Origin of the sequence: Glutamicibacter sp. MNS18 (assembly GCF_026107515.2) — a bacterium.
Taxonomy (GTDB): domain Bacteria; phylum Actinomycetota; class Actinomycetes; order Actinomycetales; family Micrococcaceae; genus Glutamicibacter.
This window is the reverse complement of the sequence record NZ_JAPCHW010000004.1, coordinates 200,294-221,336: the sequence shown is the minus strand read 5'-3', so window position 1 is coordinate 221,336 and position 21,043 is coordinate 200,294. Positions and strand designations below refer to the sequence as shown.

Here is a 21,043-nt window from a genome sequence, read left to right as displayed (position 1 = left end):
CCTAGGCTCCGTTCAACCGCTCGGAGAGGTAGGCGGTGACCTGGTCCAGGGAAATGCGCTCCTGGCCCATGGTGTCGCGCTCGCGGATGGTCACCGCGTTGTCCTCCAGGGTATCGAAGTCCACGGTGATGCAGAACGGTGTTCCGATCTCGTCCTGGCGGCGGTAGCGGCGGCCGATGGCCCCGGCGTCGTCGAAGTCGATATTCCAGCGCTTGCGCAACTCGTTGGCCAGGTCCTTGGCCTTCGGCGACAGGTCGGTATTGCGGCTCAGCGGCAGCACCGCGGCCTTGACCGGGGCCAGGCGCGGATCCAGCTTCAGCACGGTGCGCTTATCCACCCCGCCCTTGGTGTTCGGGGCCTCGTCCTCGGTGTAGGCGTCTACCAGGAAGGCCATCATCGAACGGGTCAGCCCGAAGGACGGCTCGATCACGTAGGGGGTGTAGCGTTCCCCGGTGGCCTGGTTGAAGTAGCTCAGTTCGGTGCCCGAGGCCTTGGTGTGGCTGGACAGGTCGTAGTCGGTGCGGTTGGCCACACCCATCAGTTCGCCCCATTCCGAGCCCTGGAAACCGAAACGGTACTCGAAGTCGATGGTCCCGGCCGAGTAGTGGGCGCGTTCCTCATCCGGCACGTCGAAGCGGCGCAGGTTCTCCTCCTTGATGCCCAGGTCCAGGAACCAGGCCCAGCAGTCCTCGACCCACTGGGTGAAGAAGCCGTCGGCATCCTCGGGAGCGGTGAAGAACTCGATTTCCATCTGCTCGAACTCGCGGGTGCGGAAGATGAAGTTGCCCGGGGTGATCTCGTTGCGGAAGGCCTTGCCGATCTGGCCGATGCCGAACGGCGGCTTCTTGCGGCTGGCGGTGAGCACGTTCGCGAAGTTCACGAAGATGCCCTGGGCGGTCTCCGGACGCATGTAGTGCAGCCCGGCCTCGTTGTCCACCGGGCCCAGGTAGGTCTTGACCAGGCCGGAGAACAGCTGCGGTTCGGTGAACTGGCCCTTGGTACCGCAATCGGGGCAGGCGATCTCGCTCATGCCGTCCTGCGGGGCACGGCCCTTCTTGGCTTCGAAGGCCTCGAGCAGATGGTCCTGGCGGTGGCGCTTGTGGCACTGGGTGCACTCGACCAACGGGTCGGTGAAGGTGGCCACGTGTCCCGAGGCCTCCCAGACGGCCTTGGGCAGGATGATGGAGGAATCCAGGCCCACCATGTCCTCGCGCCCGCGCACGAAGTTCTGCCACCATTCACGCTTGATGTTTTCCTTCAGCTCGGTCCCCAGCGGACCATAGTCCCATGCGGAGCGGGAACCGCCGTAGATCTCACCGGCCTGGAAGACGAACCCGCGACGCTTCGCGAGGGAAATGACCTGATCAAGCTTGGACTGTGGCGCCATATCAACTCCATGGGTATCACGAGGCCGCTGGTTGCGGTCCGTAGGGGGAAACATACCGTTCAAGCCTAGCGCGCCGGACCCCGCCGCGCGGCATCCTGCCTGGAAGGTGAGACGTGCAACTCATTCCCCGCCCGTTACCCGGCGAGCGCCGGGCCCATGGTGAACAATGGTTCCATGAGCTCCAAGGACATCTTCCCCATTGAAATCCGCGACGAATCCATCCGCCTGGGCCAGCTGCTGAAACTGGCCAACCTGGCCGAGGACGGCCTGCACGCCAAGGAACTGATTGCCCAGGGCCTGGTCACGGTCAACGGCGAGGTCGAGACCCGCCGCGGTGCACAGTTGCGCGGTGGCGAGAGCGTGTGCGTGCACGGCGAATGCGTCGTGGTGCAGCGCGCGAACTAGCCTACGTGGCCGAATCCAGTACGTACCTGCGCAGGAAGGCGCTGACGTCCTCAAGTTCCTCGGCCGATACCGAGTGCCCGATCTGCGGGTAGGTTTCATGGGTCAGCTCGGTATGCCCGGGCACCCATCCCATGGTGTATTCGATCTTGTCGCGGGTGATCACCGGATCGGCCAGGTCACGGCCCCAGAACAGCGGCAGCGGATTGGCTTCAAGCGCGGCATCGTCAAGGACCGCTGAGTCCGGGGCCTCGACGGTGAACCCGGAGAGCCCCACCACCGCGGTGATCGCCTCGCGTCGGTAACGGGCCAGCGAGGTGGCCATGGCCATTCCCTGGGAGAATCCGAGCAGCGTCACCGAGGAGAACTCGCCGATGACCTGGGAGAGGAATTCCCACAGGGCCAGCACACTGGTTTCCACCGACTCGATGGAGAAGTCGATATCCTGGCTCAGCGGGAACCAGGAGTAACCGGGGCCGGCCTGCAACGGTGCCCGCACGGACAGGTAGGTGAACTCCTCGGGCAGCATCCGCATCAGGCCCATCAGGTCCTGCTCGTTGGAGCCGTAGCCGTGCAGCAGCACCAGCAACGGGGTGCCGGCACGTTCGGTTTCGGAGCGGGAAATCAGGGCAACCGGGGTAGCAGAAGTTTGGTCCATAGTGCCTCCCAGCCTACTGGCTACGCCGGAAGGATGATATTTCACGACCGCTCTTGAACTCGGCGTACTTACGAGTAACATTCTGGGTGTGGAACAGAAACCCAGTGAAGAAGCAGTGTCCCCCGACAACGCCGGCACCCACCCATGGCGACGCTACATCGCCCTGGGTGATTCCTTCACCGAAGGGATCGGGGATCCGGATGAGAACAATCCCGGCCGCCACCGCGGCTGGGCCGACCGGGTGGCCGAGCAGCTCAGTTCCACGGTCGATGGATTCTCCTACGCGAACCTGGCCATCCGCGGCCGGCTGATCAAGCAGATCATCGACGAACAGCTTGAACCGGCGATTGCCCTGAACCCGGACCTGATCAGCATCTGCGCCGGCGGCAACGACGTCCTGCGGCCGGGCGGCGATCCGGACAAGATCGCCGACCAGTTAGAGGCCGCGGTGGCCCGGCTGGCCAGCACCGGGGCCACCTTGTTGATCTTCAACGGCCCGGACATCCGTGATACCCCGGTGCTGGGCGGTATCCGCGGCAAGGTCGCCATCTACAACGAGAACATCCGCACCGTGGCGGCACGTCATGACGCGGTGGTGGCCGATCTGTGGGCCCTGCGCGAATTGCATCATCCTTCCATGTGGTCCGAGGACCGCCTGCACTTCTCCCCGCTGGGCCACCAGACCATTGCCGCGATGGTACTCGATGCCCTGAACGTCCCGCATCCGCTGGTGCCGGAAATGGATTTCGAGCCGGATACCCGCACCTGGCGTACCGCCCGGCTGGAGGACCTGCAGTGGGCGAGGGAACACCTGGCTCCATGGGTCCTTCGCCGTCTGCGCCACCAGTCCTCCGGGGACGGGATTACCCCCAAGCGCCCGGAACCCACCCCGTTCGTCACCCCGGCACCCAACGATTCGCTGGGCGCCGGACAGTAGCGCCACCCGGCGGGTTCCACCCGTTGCCGGCTGCACGGCGTTCCATGCGGCTGGCCGGTTCTGCACAAGGCAGCGGCCCCTGTCACCGCTAACTGGTGACAGGGGCCGCTGGTAGTTGTTCTGCGATTGCGACGCTAGTCGGTGAAGACGCGCTGGGACAGTACGCCAGCGAGCTGGTTCGCGTCGGTCAGGAATCCGTCGTGCCCGATCGGCGAGTCGATGTAGCACACCGGCCCGGCTCCCGGGATGAGGGCCGCGAGCTGTTCGGACTGCTCCGGGAAGTACAGCCGGTCGCTGCTCACCGCGGCGATCACGGTGTTCACGTTGGCCAGCCGGCCCAGCGCGTGCTCCAGCGACTCGAAGCCGCGGGCCACATCGTGGCTCATCAGCGCCTCGGTGAGCACCAGGTAGCTGTTCGCGTCGAACCGCCGGGTGAGCTTGGCCGCCTGGTGGTCCAGGTAGCTTTCAACCATGTAGCGTCCACGCGGCCAGCTGGCCGCACCCAACGGGTCCTCGGTCCGCTGTCCCGCACGGCCGAAGCGGGCCTGCAGTTCGGCCTCGGACCGGTAGGTGAGGTGCGCCAACCGACGGGCAACGCCCAGCCCCGCGTCCGGGGCGTGGCCGGTGCCGTAGTAGTCACCGCCGGCGAAATGCGGATCCAGTCGGATGGACTGGCTCTGCACCTGCGCGAAGCCGATCTGTTCGGCGGTGGCCTGCGCGCACGCGGCCATCACCACCAGGTTGCGCACCCGCTGCGGGTAGAGCACGGCCCATTCCAGGGCGCGTGCCCCACCCATGGAGCCGCCGATCACGGTATGCCAGGCCTCGATACCCAGGGCGTCGGCCAATCGGGTTTCCAGGTGGACCGAGTCCTTGATGGTGGTGAACGGGAAGCGCGAACCCCAGGCCACCCCGTTGGCATCGGCCGAGCCGGGACCGGTACTGCCATTGCAGCCACCGATGATATTCACCGCGACCACGAAGTACTTCTCGGTGTCGATCGCCTTGCCCGGACCGACAAAGTCCTCCCACCAGCCGTCGTAATCCGAATCCCCCCGGCTCACATGGGCATCGCCGGTGAGCGCATGGGTGACCAGCACGGCATTGGATGCGCCGGAGTCCAACCGTCCCCAGGTCTCGTAGGCCAATTCCACCTCGGGCAGGAAGCCACCGGTTTCGAAGGCGTACTCCCCGACCACCAGTTGGCGCCTCGTGCCAGAGCCGGTGTCCAGGGTGCTTTCCAGGGATTCTTCAGTAGTCACAATCGCAGTCATTTACTAGTGGGTTTCCGCCAGGTTCTTGTTCGTGTCCGCGGCCACGGCCGCAAAGCCCAGTTCCAGGTCGGCCAGGATGTCCTTGATGTTCTCCAGTCCGACGCTCAGCCGGACCAGCCCGGGACGGACCCCCGCCGCGGCGCGTTCCTCCTCGGTCAGCTGCGCATGGGTGGTGGATGCCGGGTGCACCACCAGCGACCGCACATCACCCAGATTCGCCACATTGGAGTGCAGTTGCAGGGCGTCCACGAACCCCTGGCCGGCCTCGGCCCCGCCGGCCAGGTCGAAGGAGACGATCGCCCCGGTGCCGTTCGGCCCGTACTTGCGTCCACGTTCGAACCACGGCGAGGATTCCAGTCCGGCGTAGGCCACCTGTTCCACCTGCGGGTGTTCCTCCAGCCAGCGGGCCACCGCCACCGCATTGGACACGTGGCGTTCGATGCGCAGCGAGAGGGTTTCCAGTCCCTGGGCAATCAGGAACGCGTTGAACGGGGAGAGCGCGGAGCCCAGGTCGCGCAGCAACTGCACACGCGCCTTGAGGATATAGGCCAGGTTCGCGCCCAGGATCCCGTTGACCCCCAGGTCGCGGGCGAACACCAGGTTGTTGTAGGACTCGTCCGGGGTGTTGAAGCCCGGGAACTTCTCCGGGTCGGCCGCGAAATCGAAGTTCCCCGAGTCCACGATCACCCCGGCGATGGCGGTGCCATGGCCGCCGAGGTACTTGGTGGCCGAGTGGATCACGATGTCCGCCCCGAACTCGATCGGGCGGATCAGGTACGGGGTGGACAGGGTGTTGTCCACCAGCAGCGGCACCCCGGCCGCGTGGGCTACCCCGGCGACGCCTTCGATATCCAGCACATCCTGGCGGGGGTTGGAGACCACCTCGGCGAACAACGCCTTGGTGTTCGGCCGGATCGCCGAACGCCAGGCTTCCAGGTCGTCGGGGTCGGTCACGAAGCTGACCTGGATCCCCAGTTTCTTCAGGGTGTGCTTGAACAGGTTCTGCGTGCCGCCGTACAGGCTCGGGCTGGCCACGATGTGGTCCCCGCTTTCGGCCAGGTTCAGGATGGCGAAGGTGGTCGCCGCCTGCCCCGAGGACAGCAGCAGGGCCCCGACGCCGCCTTCCAGGCTGGCGATGCGGTTCTCCACCGCCTCCTGGGTGGGGTTGCCGATGCGGGTGTAGATCGGCCCGAGGTCCTGCAACGCGAACCGGTCGGCCGCGGTCTGGGCATCGGGGAACACGAAGGACGTGCTCTGGTAGATCGGCAGGGCCCGGGCGCCGGTGTGCGCATCCGGGGTCTGTCCGGCATGGATCTGGCGTGTCTCGAACGACCAGTTTTCGCTCATTGGTATTCCTCCCATAGTTCATCAACTACTTCCGGGGGTACACCACTGAAGAACACCCCTGAGGGGTGTACAGAATCTGCCAACTCCCAGGGTGTAACCCGCGCTTGTCCTTAGCACGCATGTTGCGCACAGGGCCAGGTCTTCACCCGGGGCACCCCACCGCGGTTGGAGGGTTGCCGCCCAGCAAGCCGGGGCTTGTTGCTGGGACTCATGACCTAGCATCCAGTGTGACGCACGGCCGCCGGACAACGCAATCCCACCCCCGGGCAAACTGTCGCATTCGGTCATAAAACCACCGGGACCACGGCGCTTCCCGCCGAAGCGTCAACACCCGGAGACGCGCTTAGGTGAACCTAAGTCGAGACGGGGATCACATTGGTGGCATGATGGGCGCATGATGAGGCTAGATCACGTTTCGTACGCATGTGGCCCGGAGGGCCTACTGGAAACCGCCGAACGGATCTCCGGGGCCCTGGGCCTGGAATTCGTCAAGGGCGGCGTCCACCCGCGATTCGGAACGCGCAATGTAATTTTCCCGCTGAAGCATAACCAGTACCTCGAAGTGGTGGAGGTGCTGAACCACCCCGCCAGCCTCAAGGCCCCCTTCGGCCAGGCCGTCCGCGCCCGGTCCGAGCTGGGTGGAGGTTGGATGGGCTGGTGCGTGTCACTCGACGACCTCACGGACGCCGAGCAGCGCCTGGGCCGCCAGTCGGTCCCGGGCAACCGCAAGTTCCCCGATGGCCGGGAACTGACCTGGCAGCAGATCGGCATCAAGGGCCTGATCGCCGACCCGCAGGTGCCCTACCTGCTGCGTTGGGACGACGGCACCGAGGACCTGCACCCGTCCCGGGCGCTGGAGCCCACCGGCTACATCGACGAGATCACCATCGCCGGTTCACGCGACCGGGTCCTGGACTGGCTCGGACACCCCGACCAGGTCCAGCTGGGCGAAGTGACCATGAACTACCTGGCGCCCAACGGGACCCCGGGTATCCTCTCGGTCACCTTCCAGACAGCCAAGGGCGAGGTCGTGCTCTAGGCAAACGCAGCGTGCTTCGGCCACGGTGCCCCGAAGGCAGGGGGCGGAACCCGGTTCCGCCCCCTGCCTTCGTCCTCTGCCGGCCCTGGTTCGGGCGAATAGCCTACGGGCTTCACCGGCCGGTGTTCGCAGCCGCACCGGCTGCCCTTGCTGTCCTAGCTGCCGATGCCGATGGCCGGGCCGATCAGCGCAAAGCCCACGAATCCCACCGCGTCAAGCAGGAAGTGCGCGATCACCAACGGCATCACCCTGCCGTATTTGAGGTAGAACCACCCGAAGACCACACCCATCAGCGCATTGCCGATGAACGGGCCGAAACCCTGGTAGAGGTGGTAGCTGCCGCGCAACAGCGCCGAGGCGATGATCATGAGCCACGGCGACAGCCGCAGCGCCTTGCCGTAGGCGAAAAGGAAGGCCAGCATGATCACCTCCTCCAGCACCGCATGGCGCGCCGCGGACAGCAGCAGCACCGGCACCGTCCACCAGTAATCGGCCAGGTTCGCCACCGACAACGCCGTGGTCACCCCCAGCATCCGGCCGGCGGCATAGACCCCGAGCGTCCCCAGTCCCATGGCCACGAACAGTCCGGCACCCCAGGCCGCATCCCGTCCGGGCCGGGCGAAGTCGAATCCCAGATGCCGGGCACCGAGCCCCAGCGACCTGGACAGCAGGTACAGGGCCAGCACCACCGGAACCAGCGCGAAGAAGATATCCAGCAGCTGGTAGGCCAGGTCGAACCACGGCCGCACGCTCAATGGGTTGTTCATGGAGGTGGTCTGCTCGCGCAACGGCGCACGGGTGACCTTGTCCAGGAAGCTGATGACCGAATAGACCGCGCTCTGGCCCAGGCACAGGGCCAATACCAGCACGACCTCGAATTTGAGCACGCCGGGCCCCGGGACCCTGCCGGTCGGGTTGTTATCCACCAGATTGCTTTGCACGTTTCCGATCCTAGGCCCGAGGGCTGTGCCGCAGCTGATTTTCCGCCCACGTTTCGTGCATTAGCGTAGTAGCCAGACCCGTTCCCGATCCCGAAGGGCCCCGATGAGCCGCGCCGCCACCCCCGATGAACTCCAGCTGGCCTCCCGGCTATTGCCCGGCCTGGATACGGCAGGTGCCCGGGTGGAGGAGGGCGGGCAGTTCCACCGGGTGCTGGTCCTGGCCCCGCACGCGGCCATCCGGATGGCGCGCACCGCGCAGGTGAGCGCCGACATGCCGCGCAACGTGGCGCTGCACCAGGCGGTGGCGGACCTGTTGCCCATCGATACCCCGCGGCCGCTGGGCCCGATCACCGAGGCCGGGGGCCTGGGCAATGTTGCAATGAGCTTCATTCCGGGCAGCGCCCACCCGCCGCACAGCGGAGATCCTCTCATCCTGCGCCGCATCGTGCGCGAGCTGGCCGCGGTGGACATCGGAACGCTGGAACCGTTGCTTGCCGCGCCCTTCGCCTTCCGCGGCGAATGGACCGAAGAACGCATCGCCGCCACCCATGACGCGCTGCCCGGGCAGCTGCGCGGCCCGGCGCGCACCCTCTGGGACCAGTTGCCGATGCTGGCCGGTGCCCCGCGCTCGCTGGTGCACGGGGACCTGGCCGGGCACAACATGCACTGGGTCGACGGGCAGCTGGCCGGGATCCTGGACTGGGACCTGGCCGCCGCCTGGGATCCGGCGCTGAACACCGCCTATCTGGCCCTCTGGCACGGGCAGGAGATGATCGAGCAGATCGCCCCCGATACCGACCAGGCGCACCGGGCCCGGATCTGGCTGGGGTTGATGAGCCTGGAACGGTTTTCGGACACCATTTCGCGCACCGACTCCCCCAACCTGGGCAAGTTATTGCGCAAGATCGGTCCGCGGATCCTGCGTGCTGCGGCGGACTGCAGTGCCAGCGCCAGCTCCCGAAAGCTACACTAAACCCATGTCCAGCCCCAGTTTCGTGATTTTCGCCCCATTGCATACTGATGGTGCCACCGTGCCCGACGGCGCGCTGGCGGTCACCGGCGAGCGCATCGTCTTCGCCGGAACGCGTATCGCTTTCCTCACCCGGCCCGATGCCGCACAATTCAGTGAGCATCCGGTGCCGCCCGGCGCCCTGCTGGCCCCTGGACTGGTCGACCTGCACTGCCACGGGGCGGTCGGCGCCGATTTCCCCAACCCGATGCCCGGCCCGGTGACCGAGGCCATCGGTTTCCTGCACCGCGCCGGAACCACGACGCTGCTGGCCTCGTTGGTCACCGCCGGGCGTCCTGCGATGCTGCAGGCAGCCGCCGTCCTAGCCGGATTCGTCGAGGCGGGGTTGTTGGCCGGTATCCATGCCGAGGGTCCGTTCCTCTCCGCGGTCCGCTGCGGGGCGCAGGATCCACGCCACCTCTCGGCGCCGCAGCCGGAGTTCGTCCGCGAGCTGGCCGCGGCCAGCCGGGGGTCGTTGCGCACGATGACTTACGCCCCGGAATTGGCCGGAAGCACGGAACTGGTCAGCTTGCTGGTACATCTGGGGGTGGTGCCCTCGCTGGGGCACACCGATGCCGACACCGGCCAGGCGTCCGCTTCGCTGGAGCACGCCCACGCTCGGCTGGCGCAGCATCCGTTGCTGCCGTCCACCCCGACGGTCACTCACCTGTTCAACGGGATGCCGCCATTGCATCATCGTGTCCCCGGACCGCTGGCCGCCTGTCTGGAACAGGCTCGTCGCGGCCGGGCGGTGGTGGAGCTGATTGCTGACGGAGTTCACCTGGTCCCGGACACCGTGCGGATGGTGTTCGCCCTCGTCGGTGCCGGGAACATCGCCTTGGTCACCGATTCCATGGCCGCCACCGGACTGCCCGATGGGCGGTACACCCTGGGCCCGCAGGAGGTCACCGTCGACGGCGGGGAAGCCCGGCTGGCCAGCGATGGCTCGCTGGCGGGGGGCACCGCAACATTGCTTCAGGTGTTGCGCCGCACCGTGGCGGCCGGGGTGGGGCTGGATCAGGCGCTGGCTTCGGCCACCGGTGTCCCGGCGCGGGTGCTGGGTCTGTCCGACTCGATCGGCAGCCTGCGTGCGGGATTGTACGCCGATGTGCTGGTCCTTGATGCCCGGCTGTCCTTGCTCCGGGTGTTCCGCCGCGGCCGGTTGCTGGAGCCGCAGCCCGCCGCCACAACACCGGCCCGTACAGACCTCGGAACCTGAGACGGGACTTGGAGCCTGCCGCTCCCACAGCAGGCGGGGCATGAAGAACCGGCCGTGCGCCACCCCGGGAGGTGGGCACCCGGCCGGTTCAGGTCGGTGTCGCGGAGCCTAGCCCAGCGCGGCGATCGCGGCGTCGTAGTCGGGTTCGGTCTTGATCTCCGGAACCAGCTGCGAGTAGATGACCTTGCCGTCCTCGTCGAGCACGATGACGGTGCGGGCCAGCAGCCCACGCAGCGGACCGTCGGCCTGGGTCAGTCCGTAATCCGCGCCGAAGCTGGAACGGAAGGCCGAGGCGGCCACCACGTTCTCCAGGCCTTCGGCACCGCAGAAGCGGCCCAGGGCGAAGGGCAGGTCCTGCGAGGCACACACCACGGTGGTGTTCTCCAGTTTCGAGGCCAGCTCGTTGAACTGGCGCACGCTCGCGGCGCAAACACCGGTGTCCACCGATGGGAAGATGTTGAGCACGACGCGGCGGCCGGCCAGCGAGGCGCTGGTGACATCGCCCAGGTCGGTGCCGGTCAGGGTGAATTCGGGAGCCTTGGTGCCAACGGCTGGCAGCTCGCCTACGGTCTGGATCGGGTTTCCATCAATTGCAGTAGTAGCCATAGTCCTTGTCTATCACGACCCCACCTGCCCAAACCATGATTGGGACGAACAAGTCGTGAATTTAGCTCTGAGCGTGTGCGGCACGGCCACACCATACCAAGATTGAAGTTGGTGCCGCGGTCCGGTGGCACCGTGGTTATCCACAATCTGGCGATGCCTCCACCATCTTGTTGCGCTCCGGACCATGATGGGGCCATGAACCAGATTTCATTGTCCTCCGCCATGGAGGCACTGCACCGGGCGGTCGACGCCGAGGGCGAGCGGCTCTCACCGCAGGTACTGACCCACACTGTCGGGTTGGCCCTGCGAATGCTGCAGCATGCCATTGACGCCGGCACCGGGCGTGATGACCCCCGCCTGGCCGCGGCGCTGGCCAGCCATGTGGAACAGCTCTACCATCTGGCCGGACGCGCCCGGATCGTGCTGGCTATGCACAGCGCGGCCACCGGGGCACACACCCTGGCTGTGGAGGAGTACGACGCGCTACGCGAGAACCGCACCGACTACTCGCGCCCCGCCAGATATGCCACCGGCCGCCCCTGCCACAAGACCCCGGCCGATTTCCTGGCCGCCTGGCTGCATATCGACTACCACGAGGCCGCCGGCATGCTCCAGGACGCGCAACTGGTCATCGGCCGGATCACCGTCGCCGGTACCCTCACCTCCCCACGCTATGAGCGGCTTGCCGAAAGCTATCGGAACCCCTCCGTGGACCCACGCGCCGTGATCCGCACCGCGCGGGCACTGAACCGACTGGAACCGAAGGACACCATCGCCGCCGGCGTCCCGCTGCCACCGTCGGCACGGCACTCCGACGGGCAACCGCTGGAACAGCACGCGGCCCGGGTGTTGGAAACCCGCGACCCGGTCACCGCCCGCAAACACATTGATTCGATGGTCTCCGGCTACACGCAGGAACATACCGAGACCAAGACCCCCGCGGAAGGCTTGTTCAAGGTCCGCACCGTCAACGGGGTGGACGAATACCGGTTACGGGTGCGCGGTGCCAACGCCGGACTGCTGCGTTCACTGATCGCCCAGGCGGACAACCCCAAGACCCAGGCCGGGACCGCCGCCAGGCTATCCACCTCAGACGCCCCCGCCCATGATGGGGTCCCCGAACCGGAAGCCGGAGACTGGCTGCGGTCCACCGACCCGGTCCCGGAATGGGCCAGGGACCCACAAGCGCAGGACCTTCCCGATCAGAAGGCCGATCCGGAGTCGGCTACGGCTGCGGCTGCAACCGAGCCGTCTCCGCGGCCCGGGACTGATCCGGGCACGATGGCGGAGGAAGTCAGCATCGCCGACCGGCTCATCGAACAACTACCGCCACCCATCCGCCGGATGAACGCGTTGATGGCGCTGGTTGAGCAACGCCAGTCCAGCCGCAGCAGGTCCGCCAAGAAGGGCAAGGGCAAATGCCGATGTGGAGACAAGCAAACGGTCAAGACCGTTGAACCTGAACTCCTGGTTTTCCTCAAACTCGATGACCTGCAGGATCTGGCCACCGCCCACGGGTTGACGTCCCACGGGGTGAGGCTCTCACCTGCCGAACTTCGCAAGCTGCTCTGCAAGGCCAAGATCATCCCCGTCGTTTTCGGCGGTGACGGGCAGATCCTGGATCTGGGGCGGTTCAGCCGCCTCTACCCGGACTACATGAAAAAAGGCATCATTGCCCGGGACCGGGGCTGCATTGTTCCCGGATGCAGCCACCCGCCCGAATCCTGCGATGTCCACCATGCCGGGGACGGTGGTTGGCAGGGCGGATGCCCCACGGACATCGGCCAGGGCACCCTGTTATGCAGGTTGCACCACACCGCTGAGCAGGCCGGGATCATTAGGGTGATCATGTACCGTGGACTTCCCCACGTGTTATTGCCCCGGTATATGGATCCCACCCAGACCCCGCAGCGCAACACCTACTGGGAAACCGTGTAGCTGGCTGGCGGCTTCCCTCCGACGTGCCCGGTTGAAAGGCCGGGAGCACGGCGAACAGGACCTCCGGCAACCGGGCGTCGGCCCGATTGCCACCCTGCGGGGACCCCGTCCGCTCCTGCACACCCGCGACCAGCACTGCCGAACCTCACGGGGTCATCCGGACAACGAACCCAGCGCCCGGTTCCCCAATATTGACCTGGGTCAGGCTTGTACATCGCGCTTATTCGTCCTGCTCCAGACGGGTACCGGGTCACCGCGTCCGGCGCGGTTCCTTCGAAACCAGCCGAGACCTGCCGTGCGGCCACCCGTTGCCGCCTGCACGTCCGGGATTCAGGATAGTCCGCGGAATCGACCCTAAGGAGCCAGGATTCGGAAAGAAAACAGGTCAGGGCCCGTGCCCGGGAATCCATTCCCGGGCACGGGCCCTGACGTGCGGTCTGTTACTACCGGGCGTCGGCTACCGCTGCGCGGCTGTCGATGAACGCCTGGACACAGCGTTCGATGTCCTCGGAGCTGTGCGCGGCCGAAAGCTGCACGCGGATGCGCGCCTGGCCCTGGGGCACCACCGGGTAGCTGAACGCGGTGACGAAGACCCCGCGCTCAAGCATCTGCTCGGCGACCTTGCCGGCCAACACCGCGTCGCCGAACATCACGGGGATGATCGCGTGTTCGCCGTCCAGCAACTCGAAACCGGCTTCGCTCATGCGGGTGCGGAACAGTGCCGCGTTGACCTCCAGCTGGTTGCGCAGTTCCGCGCTACCGGCAACCAGTTCCAGGGCGGTGAGCGTCGCGGCCACGATCGAGGGGGCCAGCGAGTTGGAGAACAGGTAGGGCCTGGCCTTCTGGCGCAGCATGTCCACGATCTCGGCGCGGCCTGAGACGTAGCCTCCCGAGGCCCCGCCCAATGCCTTGCCGAAGGTGCCGGTGTAGATGTCCACCCGGTCCGAAACCCCGGCGTGTTCCGGTGTTCCGGCCCCGGTCGGCCCCATGAATCCCACCGCGTGGGAGTCATCCACCATCACCAGCGCACCGTACCTGTCGGCCAGGTCGCAGATCTCGGCCAACGGGGCCAGGTAACCGTCCATCGAGAACACCCCGTCGGTGACGATGATGGTGCGTCGTGCCCCTGCCCCGTCGTTCAGGGCCGCCGCGGCCTGCAGCTGGGTTTCCAGATCCGCCATGTCGCGGTTGGCGTAGCGGAACCGGGCGGCCTTGGACAGCCGGATCCCGTCGATGATCGAGGCATGGTTCAGCGCATCGGAGATGATCGCGTCCTGCGCACCGAACAGCGACTCGAACACCCCGCCGTTAGCATCGAAGCAGCTGGAGAACAGGATGGTGTCCGCGGTACCCAAGAAGCGGGAGATCTGCCGTTCCAGTTCCAGGTGGATGTCCTGGGTGCCGCAGATGAAACGCACCGAGGCCATGCCGAAGCCGCGCTCGTCCAATGCGGCCTTCGCGGCCGCGATGATCCGCGGGTCGTCGGCCAGCCCCAGGTAGTTGTTCGCGCAGAAGTTCAGCACCTCGCGGGCTTCGGCGCCCAAGGCCCCGGCCTGGATGCGGGCCGACTGTGGCGAATCGATGTGGCGTTCGGCCTTGTAGAGCCCCGCCTCGCGCAGCGCCGCCAGTTCCTCGGCCAGCTGGTTTTTCATATCCGTGTACATTCCACTACTCCTAGAAAACTGTCCAGTCGAGAACGACCTTGCCGCCCTGCCCGCCGCGGGCCGCGGCGAATCCCTGCTCCCATTCGGTGGCCGGCAGGTAGTCGGTCACCACCGAGGAAATCCGTTCACGCATCACATCCGAGCTGGTGAGCATGGCGCTCATCGCATACCAGGTCTCGTACATTTCCCGGCCGTAGATGCCCTTCAGGGTGAGCATGTGGGTAACCACCTTGCCCCAGTCGATATCGATCGAACTGGTGGGCAGCCCCAGCATGCAGATCTTGCCGCCGTGGTTCATGTTGTTGATCATTTCGGGCAGGGCCGCGGCATGACCGGACATTTCCATACCGAAATCGAAGCCCTCCACCAGGCCCAGCTGTTCCTGGGCCTGGGCGATCCGGGATTCACCGACATTAACCGCCAGATCCGCGCCCATGTCCAGGGCCAGGGCCAGGCGCCGTTCGGAGACGTCGGTGATGGCGATGCGCCGTGCCCCGGCATGGCGGGCCACGGCCACGGCCATCAGGCCGATGGGCCCGGCCCCGGTGACCAGCACGTCATCGCCGATGATCGGGAACTGCAGGGCGGTGTGCACCGCATTGCCGAAGGGGTCGAAAATCGCCCCCAACAACGGGGTGATCTTCTCATCGGTATGCACCCACACGTTGGATTCCGGGATCACGACGTATTCGGCAAAGGCCCCGTCGCGCTGCACCCCCACGGAATTCACGTTGATGCACATCTGGCGGCGTCCGGCACGGCAGTTGCGGCACAGTCCGCAGACGATGTGTCCTTCGCCGGAGACCCGGTCCCCCACCTTGACTCCGGTGACGAAGGACCCGACCTCGACGACCTCGCCATAGAATTCGTGCCCCGGGACCAGCGGGGTGTTGATCATCGATTGCGCGGCTTCGTCATAGGCCTCGATATGCAGGTCGGTGCCGCAGATGCCGGTAGTCATGACCCGGATCTTCACATCGTGGACGCCGGGTTCCGGTTCCGGTCGATCCACCAGTTCCAGTCCGGCGTGTGGACCGGACTTGTATAGAGCTTTCATCAGTGTTTCCTTCATGTCGAGCACCTGTGGCGTGCGCACAGAAAGCGGGATTTATTCAAGTGTCGCACCGACCGGCCACGGAAGACACCTTAGTTGATCTGCGAAATCCTGATCTGACGATTTAGTATTTACTTCATGGAATTGCATCAGCTGAAGATCCTGCGGGAGTTGGCGGACCTGGGTAGTGTCAACGCGGTCTCCAAATCCCTGTATGTCTCACCGTCGGCTATATCCCAGCATCTGGCCCAGCTGCAAAGGGGGTTTTCCGTTCCGTTGACGGAGAAGAACGGCCGCAGACTGGTACTGACCAGCGAGGGCAAACTCCTCGCCGCGGCCGCCGCTTCGGTTGTTTCGACACTGGCCGAGGCCAGCGCAAAAATCCAGGCACAAGACCAGGACCGGCAGACTCCAATCCGGGTATCGGGGTTCCACTCGATAGGTCAGAAGATCTTCGCTCCGCTCCTGGCCTGGCCATCCGGTAACCTTCCGCCGCTGCGGTTCTACGACGAGGACGTGTCGCAACAGGATTTTCCCGGGTTGACCTCAAGGTACGACCTGGTACTCGCCCACCGGATGCCGCACACCGCACCGTGGCCCGAAAACCACGTCACGGTCATTCCCTTGGCATTTGAACCATTGGACATCGCGGTGCATATCAACCATCCGCTAGCCCCTTTCGAGGAGCTCTCCCCCGAACAGGTGATCGGGGAGCCTTGGGTGGTTTCCCGGACGGGCTATTCGCCGGCCGATGTACTGGAAACAATTGCCGCACTGGCCGGTCGCGCCCCAACGGTCGAACACCGGGTCAATGACTATGCCACGGCCAGCGCACTGGTTAGAACTAGTGGTTGCTTGGGTATCCTACCCAGATATACGGCCCGCGAGTCTCTGGGCAAAGAGGTGATTTTACGTCCGATTAAGGGGCTCAACTCAGGACGACAAATCGACTTGTTAGTTCGAGCCGAGCACCTGCACCGGGCACCAGTTAATGATGTCATCGAGGCAATCCGCAGTACGGTGCAGCACTTGGTAGTCACCTGATCGCAGGACTCCGAGCCCCACACCCGCCCACCGGATCGGGCTCCCGGCAGGAAGCTTATGGAAAAGGCAGGCACCGCCTGCCAACACCCAGGAACAGCGTCATGAAGGAAGGGTGCGCCAGCTTCGATACGTCATCACCACACCCCCGGCGGCAAAGGGGGACGTGGTTCACCGCTGGAGAGCAGAGCCCACCGCTGGACCCCGCTGAGTCTTCGGGAACACCGGGTCAAGGCATTCCACCCGTTACTGTTTTAGCATCCCTGGGTCCGAGGCCGAGTCCCCGGCGCACAGGTCCCCGCAATCCACCAGGGTGCCCAGTCGGCTCTCATCGGCCTTGGTACCACTGCCCACGGTATTGTGTGGGTGCAGGGGAATCCAGCCGTCGCCGGGTGCCCGCATCGATCGCCGCCAGCGGCCTGCCCTGGAAGGCATTGCCCGGTGTCCCGGCGAGTTCCGGGACATGTAACGCGGCGAGGTACCCGGTGTCCTGCCCCGCAGAGGCCTCGCGCCGCTCACGCACCAGCCCCGGAGTGCTGCCACCGGGCAAGTAGCGGCCGGCGCTCAGCTTGGGACGGGTAGGAGCCCGGTATCCTCAGCCTGCACCGGGTGCCACCGTTGCTCATTGGCTGCCAGTTGCTCGCCCAGGCGGAAGACGGTATTGCCCCAGTTCGTGGCGAGGTAGCGTATCGGTACGGCGGCCTGCTCAGAAGCCCCGCGACGTCCGTAGCGAAACCCGGAGCGGGTTCAGCGGTGCCCACGTCAGTCGGTCCCGGCGATCCGGGGCAGGCAGGGCCCGCTGGGTCGGCGCATCCACACGGTGATGGTCCCGTCTCCGGGATCCTCGTCGCAATCGTGCCTGAACCCGTGACGCTCGTAGAAGCCCCGGGCATGCTCGTTGCCTTGGACGTATTCCAGTCGCAGCGCACGGTCGTTGCCCGCCACCTCGATGGCATGGCGCATTAATGCGGATCCGATCCCCCGGCCCTGGGCTGCGGGTACCACGTAGATCTTCCAGATCACCGAGTCCCCCTCACATTCCCCCAGGCTCAGCGTGCCGATGACCTCGTTGTCGTCGACCGCGATCACGGTCCTGTCGATACGTACCGAGTGCTCCACCGCCTCGCGGGTCCACCAGGTGTTCAGGTTCGCCAGGACGTACTCCGGTGAGGTGAAGGGCAGGTAGGTGGCCGGCCAGGTGAGCAGGCCGACGGATTGGATGGCGGGAACGTGTTCCAGGGTGGCGGGCTTGATCACTACCCGGTGTCGGTCGGTGCTCATGTGCGCCATTGTGATGCGGCCGCGCCGGGGACGGCGCCGCCCTTCCCCCCTCGGATCCGTGTGGAGTCTTCGGATGCCAGGCTAGCGGCCCTGTCCGACCCCCGCTCGCGGGTCCGCGGGGAACCAAAAGGCCCATGCCTTCCCCGGTGGGGAGGAAGGCATGGGCCTTGTCAGGTATGGGATCCCGGGATCAGAGCCCCAGTTTCTCCATGACCAGTTCGCGAACGCGGCCGGCGTCGGCCTGCCCGCGGGTGGCCTTCATGACCGGTCCCATCAGCGCGCCGATGGCCTGCATCTTCCCGCCCTTGATCTTCTCGACCACATCCGGCATGGCGGCCATGGCCTCGTCCACGGCCTTGCCCAGCGCGGCGTCGTCGTTGACCACGGCCAGCGAACGCTTTTCGACGATCTGCGCCGGGGTGCCCTCGCCGGCCACCACGTATTCCAGGACCTGGCGGGCGATCTTGTCGTTGATCTTCTTGCCCTGGATCAGCGCATCGAGTTCGACGATGGTTTCCGGGCTGACGCCCAGATCGGCGATCTCCTTGTCGGCAGCCTTGGCCAGGCGCGCGATCTCGCCCATCCACCACTTACGGGCCACCGCTGCGGTGGTCCCGGCGGCGATGGTCGCCTCGATCTCGTCCAGCACCCCGGCGTTGACCACGTCACGGAATTCCTTGTCCGCATAGCCCCAGTCGGCCTTCAGCCGCTTGCGGCGTTCGGCCGGCGGTTCGGGTAGCCGGGAGCGAAGTTCCTCGATCCAGTCCGCGGTGGTCACAATCGGAACCAGGTCCGGTTCCGGGAAGTAGCGGTAGTCATCGGCATCCGACTTCGGTCGGCCCGAGGTGGTGGAACGGGTGTCCTCATGCCAGTGGCGGGTTTCCTGAACGATCTTTTCCCCGGAGTCCAGCACCGCCGCGTGGCGCTCGATCTCGAAACGCACCGCATGCTCCACGGCACGCAAGCTGTTCACGTTCTTGGTCTCGGTGCGGGTGCCGAACTTCTCCGCCCCCTTGGGCATCAGCGAGACGTTGGCATCGCAACGCACATTACCGCGTTCCATCTTCGCATCCGAGACGCCCAGGTTCTTCACGATCTCGCGGATCGCACCCACATAGGCGCGGGCCAGCTCGGGTGCGCGCTTGCCGGCACCGGTGATCGGCTTGGTGACGATCTCCACCAGCGGCACCCCGGCACGGTTGTAGTCCACCAGCGAGTAATCCGCGCCCTGGATACGGCCCGCGGCACCACCCAGATGGGTCAGCTTGCCGGCGTCCTCCTCCATGTGGGCGCGTTCGATTTCAACCCGGAAGACCTCCCCGTCCTCCAGTTCGATGTCGATCCATCCGTCATGGGCGATCGGGTCGTCGTACTGCGAGGTCTGGAAGTTCTTCGGGGTGTCCGGGTAGAAGTAGTTCTTCCGGGCGAAACCGCATTTCTCGGCGATCTGGCAGTTCAATGCCAGACCAATCAGGATGGAGTACTCCACAGCGGTCTTGTTCACCACCGGCAGCACCCCGGGCAATCCCAGGTCAACCGGGGTGACGTTGGTGTTCGGCTCATCGCCAAAGGCGTTGGGCGCGTCGGAGAACATCTTGGTCTTGGTGTTCAGCTCGACGTGGACCTCGAAGCCCAGCACCGGATCGTACTTTTCCAGTGCAACGTCAAAATCTACAAGTTCTTCGGTGCTCATCTGCTCCCCCTCTAGGCCTTCTGCGCGATCGAGTCAGCGGTGATGGCCGGTGCCTGCGAAATCAGGCTGTGCCCCCACTGCTTTTCCAGCAGGGTTTCCAGTGCGGCTCCGGCGCGGTAGACGCGGGCGTCCTCGAAGGCCGGAGCCAGGAACTGGATGCCCACCGGCAGGCCATCGCTCAGGCCACCGGGCACGGTGATGCCCGGAATGCCGGCAAGGTTCGCCGGGATGGTGGCCACGTCGTTGAGGTACATGGCCAGCGGGTCATCGTCATTTGAACCCAATTCGAAGGCGACGGTCGGCGCGGTCGGCGAGACCAGCACATCGGCCTGCTCGAAGGCGGCGTCGAAGTCGCGCTGGATCAGCGTGCGCACCTTCTGCGCCGAACCGTAGTAGGCGTCGTAGTAGCCGGCGGACAGCGCATAGGTGCCCAGCACGATACGGCGTTTGACCTCGTCGCCGAAACCGGCGGCACGGGTCGCCCCCATGACGCGTTCGATGGTCAACGGGCCATCCTCGGGCAGCACCCGGTGGCCGTAGCGCACGCCGTCGAACTTGGCCAGGTTGGAGGAGACCTCCGAGGGCATGATCAGGTAGTAGGCGCCCAGCGCGTACTTCAGGTTCGGGCAGGAGACCTCGACGATCTGCGCCCCGGCGGTTTTGAGCAGTTCCAGGGATTCCTCGAAGCGTGCCTGCACGCCGTCCTGGTAGCCCTCGCCCTGCAGCTCGGTGATGACCCCGACACGCAGCCCGGACAGGTCCCCGGCGGCGCCGGATTCGGCGGCGGCCACCAGGCCCTCAAGCGGGTTGGCCAGCGAGGTGGAGTCCTTCGGGTCGTGTCCGCCAATCAGTTCCTGCAGGTGGGCCGAGTCCAGCACGGTGCGGGAGACCGGGCCGATCTGGTCCAACGAGGAGGCCATGGCGATCGCACCGTAGCGCGAGACCGCACCGTAGGTGGGCTTCACGCCCACGGTGCCGGTGACCGCACCGGGCTGGCGGATCGAACCGCCGGTATCGGTCCCCAGGGCCAGCGGGGCCTCGAAGGCGGCGACGGCCGCGGCCGAACCGCCGCCGGATCCACCGGGAATACGGTTCAGGTCCCATGGGTTGCGGGTGACCCCGTAGGCCGAGTGCTCGGTGGAGGAACCCATCGCGAACTCGTCCAGGTTGGTCTTGCCCAGCATCGGCAGCTTGGCGTCACGGATCTTCTCGATCACGGTCGCATCGTACGGGCTCATCCAGCCTTCGAGCATCTTCGATGCGGCGGTGGTGGGCTGGCCCTTGGTCACGATCAGGTCCTTGATCGCGATCGGCACCCCGGCCAGCGGATGCAGGGCCTGGGCCTGGGCACCGCCGGCGGCACGGATCGCGTCGACCTCGGCCGCCACGGCCAGGGCTTCCTCGGCGTTCACGTGCAGGAAGGCGTTCAGCGCCGTGTCGACCTCGGTGATCCGGTCCAGGTGCGCCTGCACGGCCTGCACGCTGGTGACCTCCCCGGCACGCAGCTTGGCGGCCAGTTCGGTGGCCGATAGCTTGATCAGTTCATTCATGGA

19 protein-coding genes and 1 riboswitch are annotated in these 21,043 nt (G+C 65.9%); of the genes, 7 read left to right on the top strand and 12 right to left on the bottom strand.

Annotated elements, in window-relative coordinates; all coding sequences use genetic code 11:
• Position 1: 1 nt before the first annotated feature.
• Entirely contained in the window at positions 2-1,387 is a 1,386-nt protein-coding gene (locus tag OK351_RS06695) for a glycine--tRNA ligase (RefSeq protein ID WP_265157119.1), read from the bottom strand.
• 174 nt (positions 1,388-1,561) lie between these two features.
• Here OK351_RS06695 and OK351_RS06690 point away from each other — a divergent pair, with 174 nt between their 5' ends.
• Positions 1,562-1,792, top strand: a complete 231-nt coding sequence (locus OK351_RS06690) for an RNA-binding S4 domain-containing protein (protein ID WP_265157117.1) — start codon at positions 1,562-1,564, stop codon at positions 1,790-1,792.
• Between the two features lies 1 nt (position 1,793).
• Here OK351_RS06690 and OK351_RS06685 read toward each other — a convergent pair whose 3' ends face one another.
• Positions 1,794-2,447 (bottom strand): alpha/beta hydrolase, encoded by a 654-nt coding sequence (locus OK351_RS06685; protein ID WP_265157115.1) that lies wholly within the window; start codon positions 2,445-2,447, stop codon positions 1,794-1,796.
• Between the two features lie 79 nt (positions 2,448-2,526).
• On the opposite strand from OK351_RS06685, the gene OK351_RS06680 reads away from it, so the two are divergent.
• On the top strand, positions 2,527-3,384 hold the full coding sequence (locus tag OK351_RS06680) for an SGNH/GDSL hydrolase family protein (protein ID WP_371931398.1): 858 nt from the start codon (positions 2,527-2,529) through the stop codon (positions 3,382-3,384).
• A 134-nt stretch (positions 3,385-3,518) separates the two neighbouring features.
• On the opposite strand, the gene OK351_RS06675 is transcribed toward OK351_RS06680, so the two are convergent.
• A complete protein-coding gene (locus OK351_RS06675) occupies positions 3,519-4,658 on the bottom strand; it encodes a homoserine O-acetyltransferase MetX (RefSeq protein ID WP_371931390.1) in 1,140 nt (379 codons plus the stop codon).
• Positions 4,659-4,661: 3 nt separating this feature from the next.
• Entirely contained in the window at positions 4,662-6,005 is a 1,344-nt protein-coding gene (locus OK351_RS06670; protein ID WP_265157108.1) for a bifunctional o-acetylhomoserine/o-acetylserine sulfhydrylase, read from the bottom strand.
• Between the two features lie 95 nt (positions 6,006-6,100).
• A riboswitch (SAM riboswitch) is annotated at positions 6,101-6,221 on the bottom strand.
• A gap of 178 nt (positions 6,222-6,399) precedes the next feature.
• On the opposite strand from OK351_RS06670, the gene OK351_RS06665 reads away from it, so the two are divergent.
• A complete protein-coding gene (locus OK351_RS06665; RefSeq protein WP_265157106.1) occupies positions 6,400-7,044 on the top strand; it encodes a VOC family protein in 645 nt (214 codons plus the stop codon).
• A 155-nt stretch (positions 7,045-7,199) separates the two neighbouring features.
• On the opposite strand, the gene OK351_RS06660 is transcribed toward OK351_RS06665, so the two are convergent.
• The gene (locus tag OK351_RS06660) at positions 7,200-7,985 is read right to left on the bottom strand and encodes a CPBP family intramembrane glutamic endopeptidase (RefSeq protein WP_265157104.1); all 786 of its coding nucleotides are present in this window, start codon (positions 7,983-7,985) and stop codon (positions 7,200-7,202) included.
• Between the two features lie 103 nt (positions 7,986-8,088).
• Between OK351_RS06660 and OK351_RS06655 the strand changes: the two genes are divergently transcribed.
• Both OK351_RS06655 and OK351_RS06650 read left to right on the top strand, forming a co-directional pair.
• Positions 8,089-8,958, top strand: coding sequence for a phosphotransferase family protein (locus tag OK351_RS06655; protein WP_265157102.1), 870 nt, complete (start codon positions 8,089-8,091; stop codon positions 8,956-8,958).
• A 4-nt stretch (positions 8,959-8,962) separates the two neighbouring features.
• Positions 8,963-10,213 (top strand): N-acetylglucosamine-6-phosphate deacetylase, encoded by a 1,251-nt coding sequence (locus OK351_RS06650; RefSeq protein ID WP_265157100.1) that lies wholly within the window; start codon positions 8,963-8,965, stop codon positions 10,211-10,213.
• A 108-nt stretch (positions 10,214-10,321) separates the two neighbouring features.
• Here the strand turns inward: OK351_RS06650 and tpx are convergent, their stop codons facing one another.
• Positions 10,322-10,819, bottom strand: a complete 498-nt coding sequence (tpx, locus tag OK351_RS06645) for a thiol peroxidase (protein ID WP_265157098.1) — start codon at positions 10,817-10,819, stop codon at positions 10,322-10,324.
• A 195-nt stretch (positions 10,820-11,014) separates the two neighbouring features.
• On the opposite strand from tpx, the gene OK351_RS06640 reads away from it, so the two are divergent.
• On the top strand, positions 11,015-12,757 hold the full coding sequence (locus OK351_RS06640; protein WP_265157096.1) for an HNH endonuclease signature motif containing protein: 1,743 nt from the start codon (positions 11,015-11,017) through the stop codon (positions 12,755-12,757).
• 443 nt (positions 12,758-13,200) lie between these two features.
• On the opposite strand, the gene OK351_RS06635 is transcribed toward OK351_RS06640, so the two are convergent.
• Both OK351_RS06635 and tdh read right to left on the bottom strand, forming a co-directional pair.
• A complete protein-coding gene (locus OK351_RS06635) occupies positions 13,201-14,421 on the bottom strand; it encodes a glycine C-acetyltransferase (protein ID WP_265157094.1) in 1,221 nt (406 codons plus the stop codon).
• A 10-nt stretch (positions 14,422-14,431) separates the two neighbouring features.
• Positions 14,432-15,478 carry an L-threonine 3-dehydrogenase gene (tdh, locus tag OK351_RS06630; RefSeq protein WP_265157092.1) on the bottom strand — a complete coding sequence of 349 codons (1,047 nt, stop codon included), beginning with the start codon at positions 15,476-15,478 and terminating at the stop codon, positions 14,432-14,434.
• A gap of 135 nt (positions 15,479-15,613) precedes the next feature.
• Here tdh and OK351_RS06625 point away from each other — a divergent pair, with 135 nt between their 5' ends.
• Positions 15,614-16,519: a LysR family transcriptional regulator gene (locus OK351_RS06625; RefSeq protein ID WP_265157089.1), complete on the top strand. Its 906-nt coding sequence runs from the start codon at positions 15,614-15,616 to the stop codon at positions 16,517-16,519.
• A 325-nt stretch (positions 16,520-16,844) separates the two neighbouring features.
• Here the strand turns inward: OK351_RS06625 and OK351_RS06620 are convergent, their stop codons facing one another.
• The 4 genes from OK351_RS06620 to gatA form a co-directional block, all read right to left on the bottom strand.
• A complete protein-coding gene (locus OK351_RS06620) occupies positions 16,845-17,066 on the bottom strand; it encodes a protein kinase family protein (RefSeq protein ID WP_265157087.1) in 222 nt (73 codons plus the stop codon).
• A 212-nt stretch (positions 17,067-17,278) separates the two neighbouring features.
• Entirely contained in the window at positions 17,279-17,797 is a 519-nt protein-coding gene (locus tag OK351_RS06615; RefSeq protein WP_265157085.1) for a GNAT family N-acetyltransferase, read from the bottom strand.
• Between the two features lie 190 nt (positions 17,798-17,987).
• On the bottom strand, positions 17,988-19,490 hold the full coding sequence (gatB, locus tag OK351_RS06610; protein WP_265157083.1) for an Asp-tRNA(Asn)/Glu-tRNA(Gln) amidotransferase subunit GatB: 1,503 nt from the start codon (positions 19,488-19,490) through the stop codon (positions 17,988-17,990).
• An 11-nt stretch (positions 19,491-19,501) separates the two neighbouring features.
• Positions 19,502-21,040: an Asp-tRNA(Asn)/Glu-tRNA(Gln) amidotransferase subunit GatA gene (gene gatA / locus OK351_RS06605; protein WP_265157081.1), complete on the bottom strand. Its 1,539-nt coding sequence runs from the start codon at positions 21,038-21,040 to the stop codon at positions 19,502-19,504.
• Positions 21,041-21,043 lie beyond the last annotated feature (3 nt).

What these genes read in the sequence shown, in the direction of transcription:
- OK351_RS06695 (WP_265157119.1), bottom strand. Translation starts at nt 1,387, where the DNA reads ATGGCGCCACAGTCCAAGCTTGATCAGGTCATTTCCCTCGCGAAGCGT.
- OK351_RS06690 (WP_265157117.1), top strand. Translation starts at nt 1,562, where the DNA reads ATGAGCTCCAAGGACATCTTCCCCATTGAAATCCGCGACGAATCCATC.
- OK351_RS06685 (WP_265157115.1), bottom strand. Translation starts at nt 2,447, where the DNA reads ATGGACCAAACTTCTGCTACCCCGGTTGCCCTGATTTCCCGCTCCGAA.
- OK351_RS06675 (WP_371931390.1), bottom strand. Translation starts at nt 4,658, where the DNA reads ATGACTGCGATTGTGACTACTGAAGAATCCCTGGAAAGCACCCTGGAC.
- OK351_RS06670 (WP_265157108.1), bottom strand. Translation starts at nt 6,005, where the DNA reads ATGAGCGAAAACTGGTCGTTCGAGACACGCCAGATCCATGCCGGACAG.
- OK351_RS06665 (WP_265157106.1), top strand. Translation starts at nt 6,400, where the DNA reads ATGATGAGGCTAGATCACGTTTCGTACGCATGTGGCCCGGAGGGCCTA.
- OK351_RS06655 (WP_265157102.1), top strand. Translation starts at nt 8,089, where the DNA reads ATGAGCCGCGCCGCCACCCCCGATGAACTCCAGCTGGCCTCCCGGCTA.
- OK351_RS06650 (WP_265157100.1), top strand. Translation starts at nt 8,963, where the DNA reads ATGTCCAGCCCCAGTTTCGTGATTTTCGCCCCATTGCATACTGATGGT.
- tpx (WP_265157098.1), bottom strand. Translation starts at nt 10,819, where the DNA reads ATGGCTACTACTGCAATTGATGGAAACCCGATCCAGACCGTAGGCGAG.
- OK351_RS06640 (WP_265157096.1), top strand. Translation starts at nt 11,015, where the DNA reads ATGAACCAGATTTCATTGTCCTCCGCCATGGAGGCACTGCACCGGGCG.
- OK351_RS06635 (WP_265157094.1), bottom strand. Translation starts at nt 14,421, where the DNA reads ATGTACACGGATATGAAAAACCAGCTGGCCGAGGAACTGGCGGCGCTG.
- tdh (WP_265157092.1), bottom strand. Translation starts at nt 15,478, where the DNA reads ATGAAAGCTCTATACAAGTCCGGTCCACACGCCGGACTGGAACTGGTG.
- OK351_RS06625 (WP_265157089.1), top strand. Translation starts at nt 15,614, where the DNA reads ATGGAATTGCATCAGCTGAAGATCCTGCGGGAGTTGGCGGACCTGGGT.
- OK351_RS06615 (WP_265157085.1), bottom strand. Translation starts at nt 17,797, where the DNA reads ATGAGCACCGACCGACACCGGGTAGTGATCAAGCCCGCCACCCTGGAA.
- gatB (WP_265157083.1), bottom strand. Translation starts at nt 19,490, where the DNA reads ATGAGCACCGAAGAACTTGTAGATTTTGACGTTGCACTGGAAAAGTAC.
- gatA (WP_265157081.1), bottom strand. Translation starts at nt 21,040, where the DNA reads ATGAATGAACTGATCAAGCTATCGGCCACCGAACTGGCCGCCAAGCTG.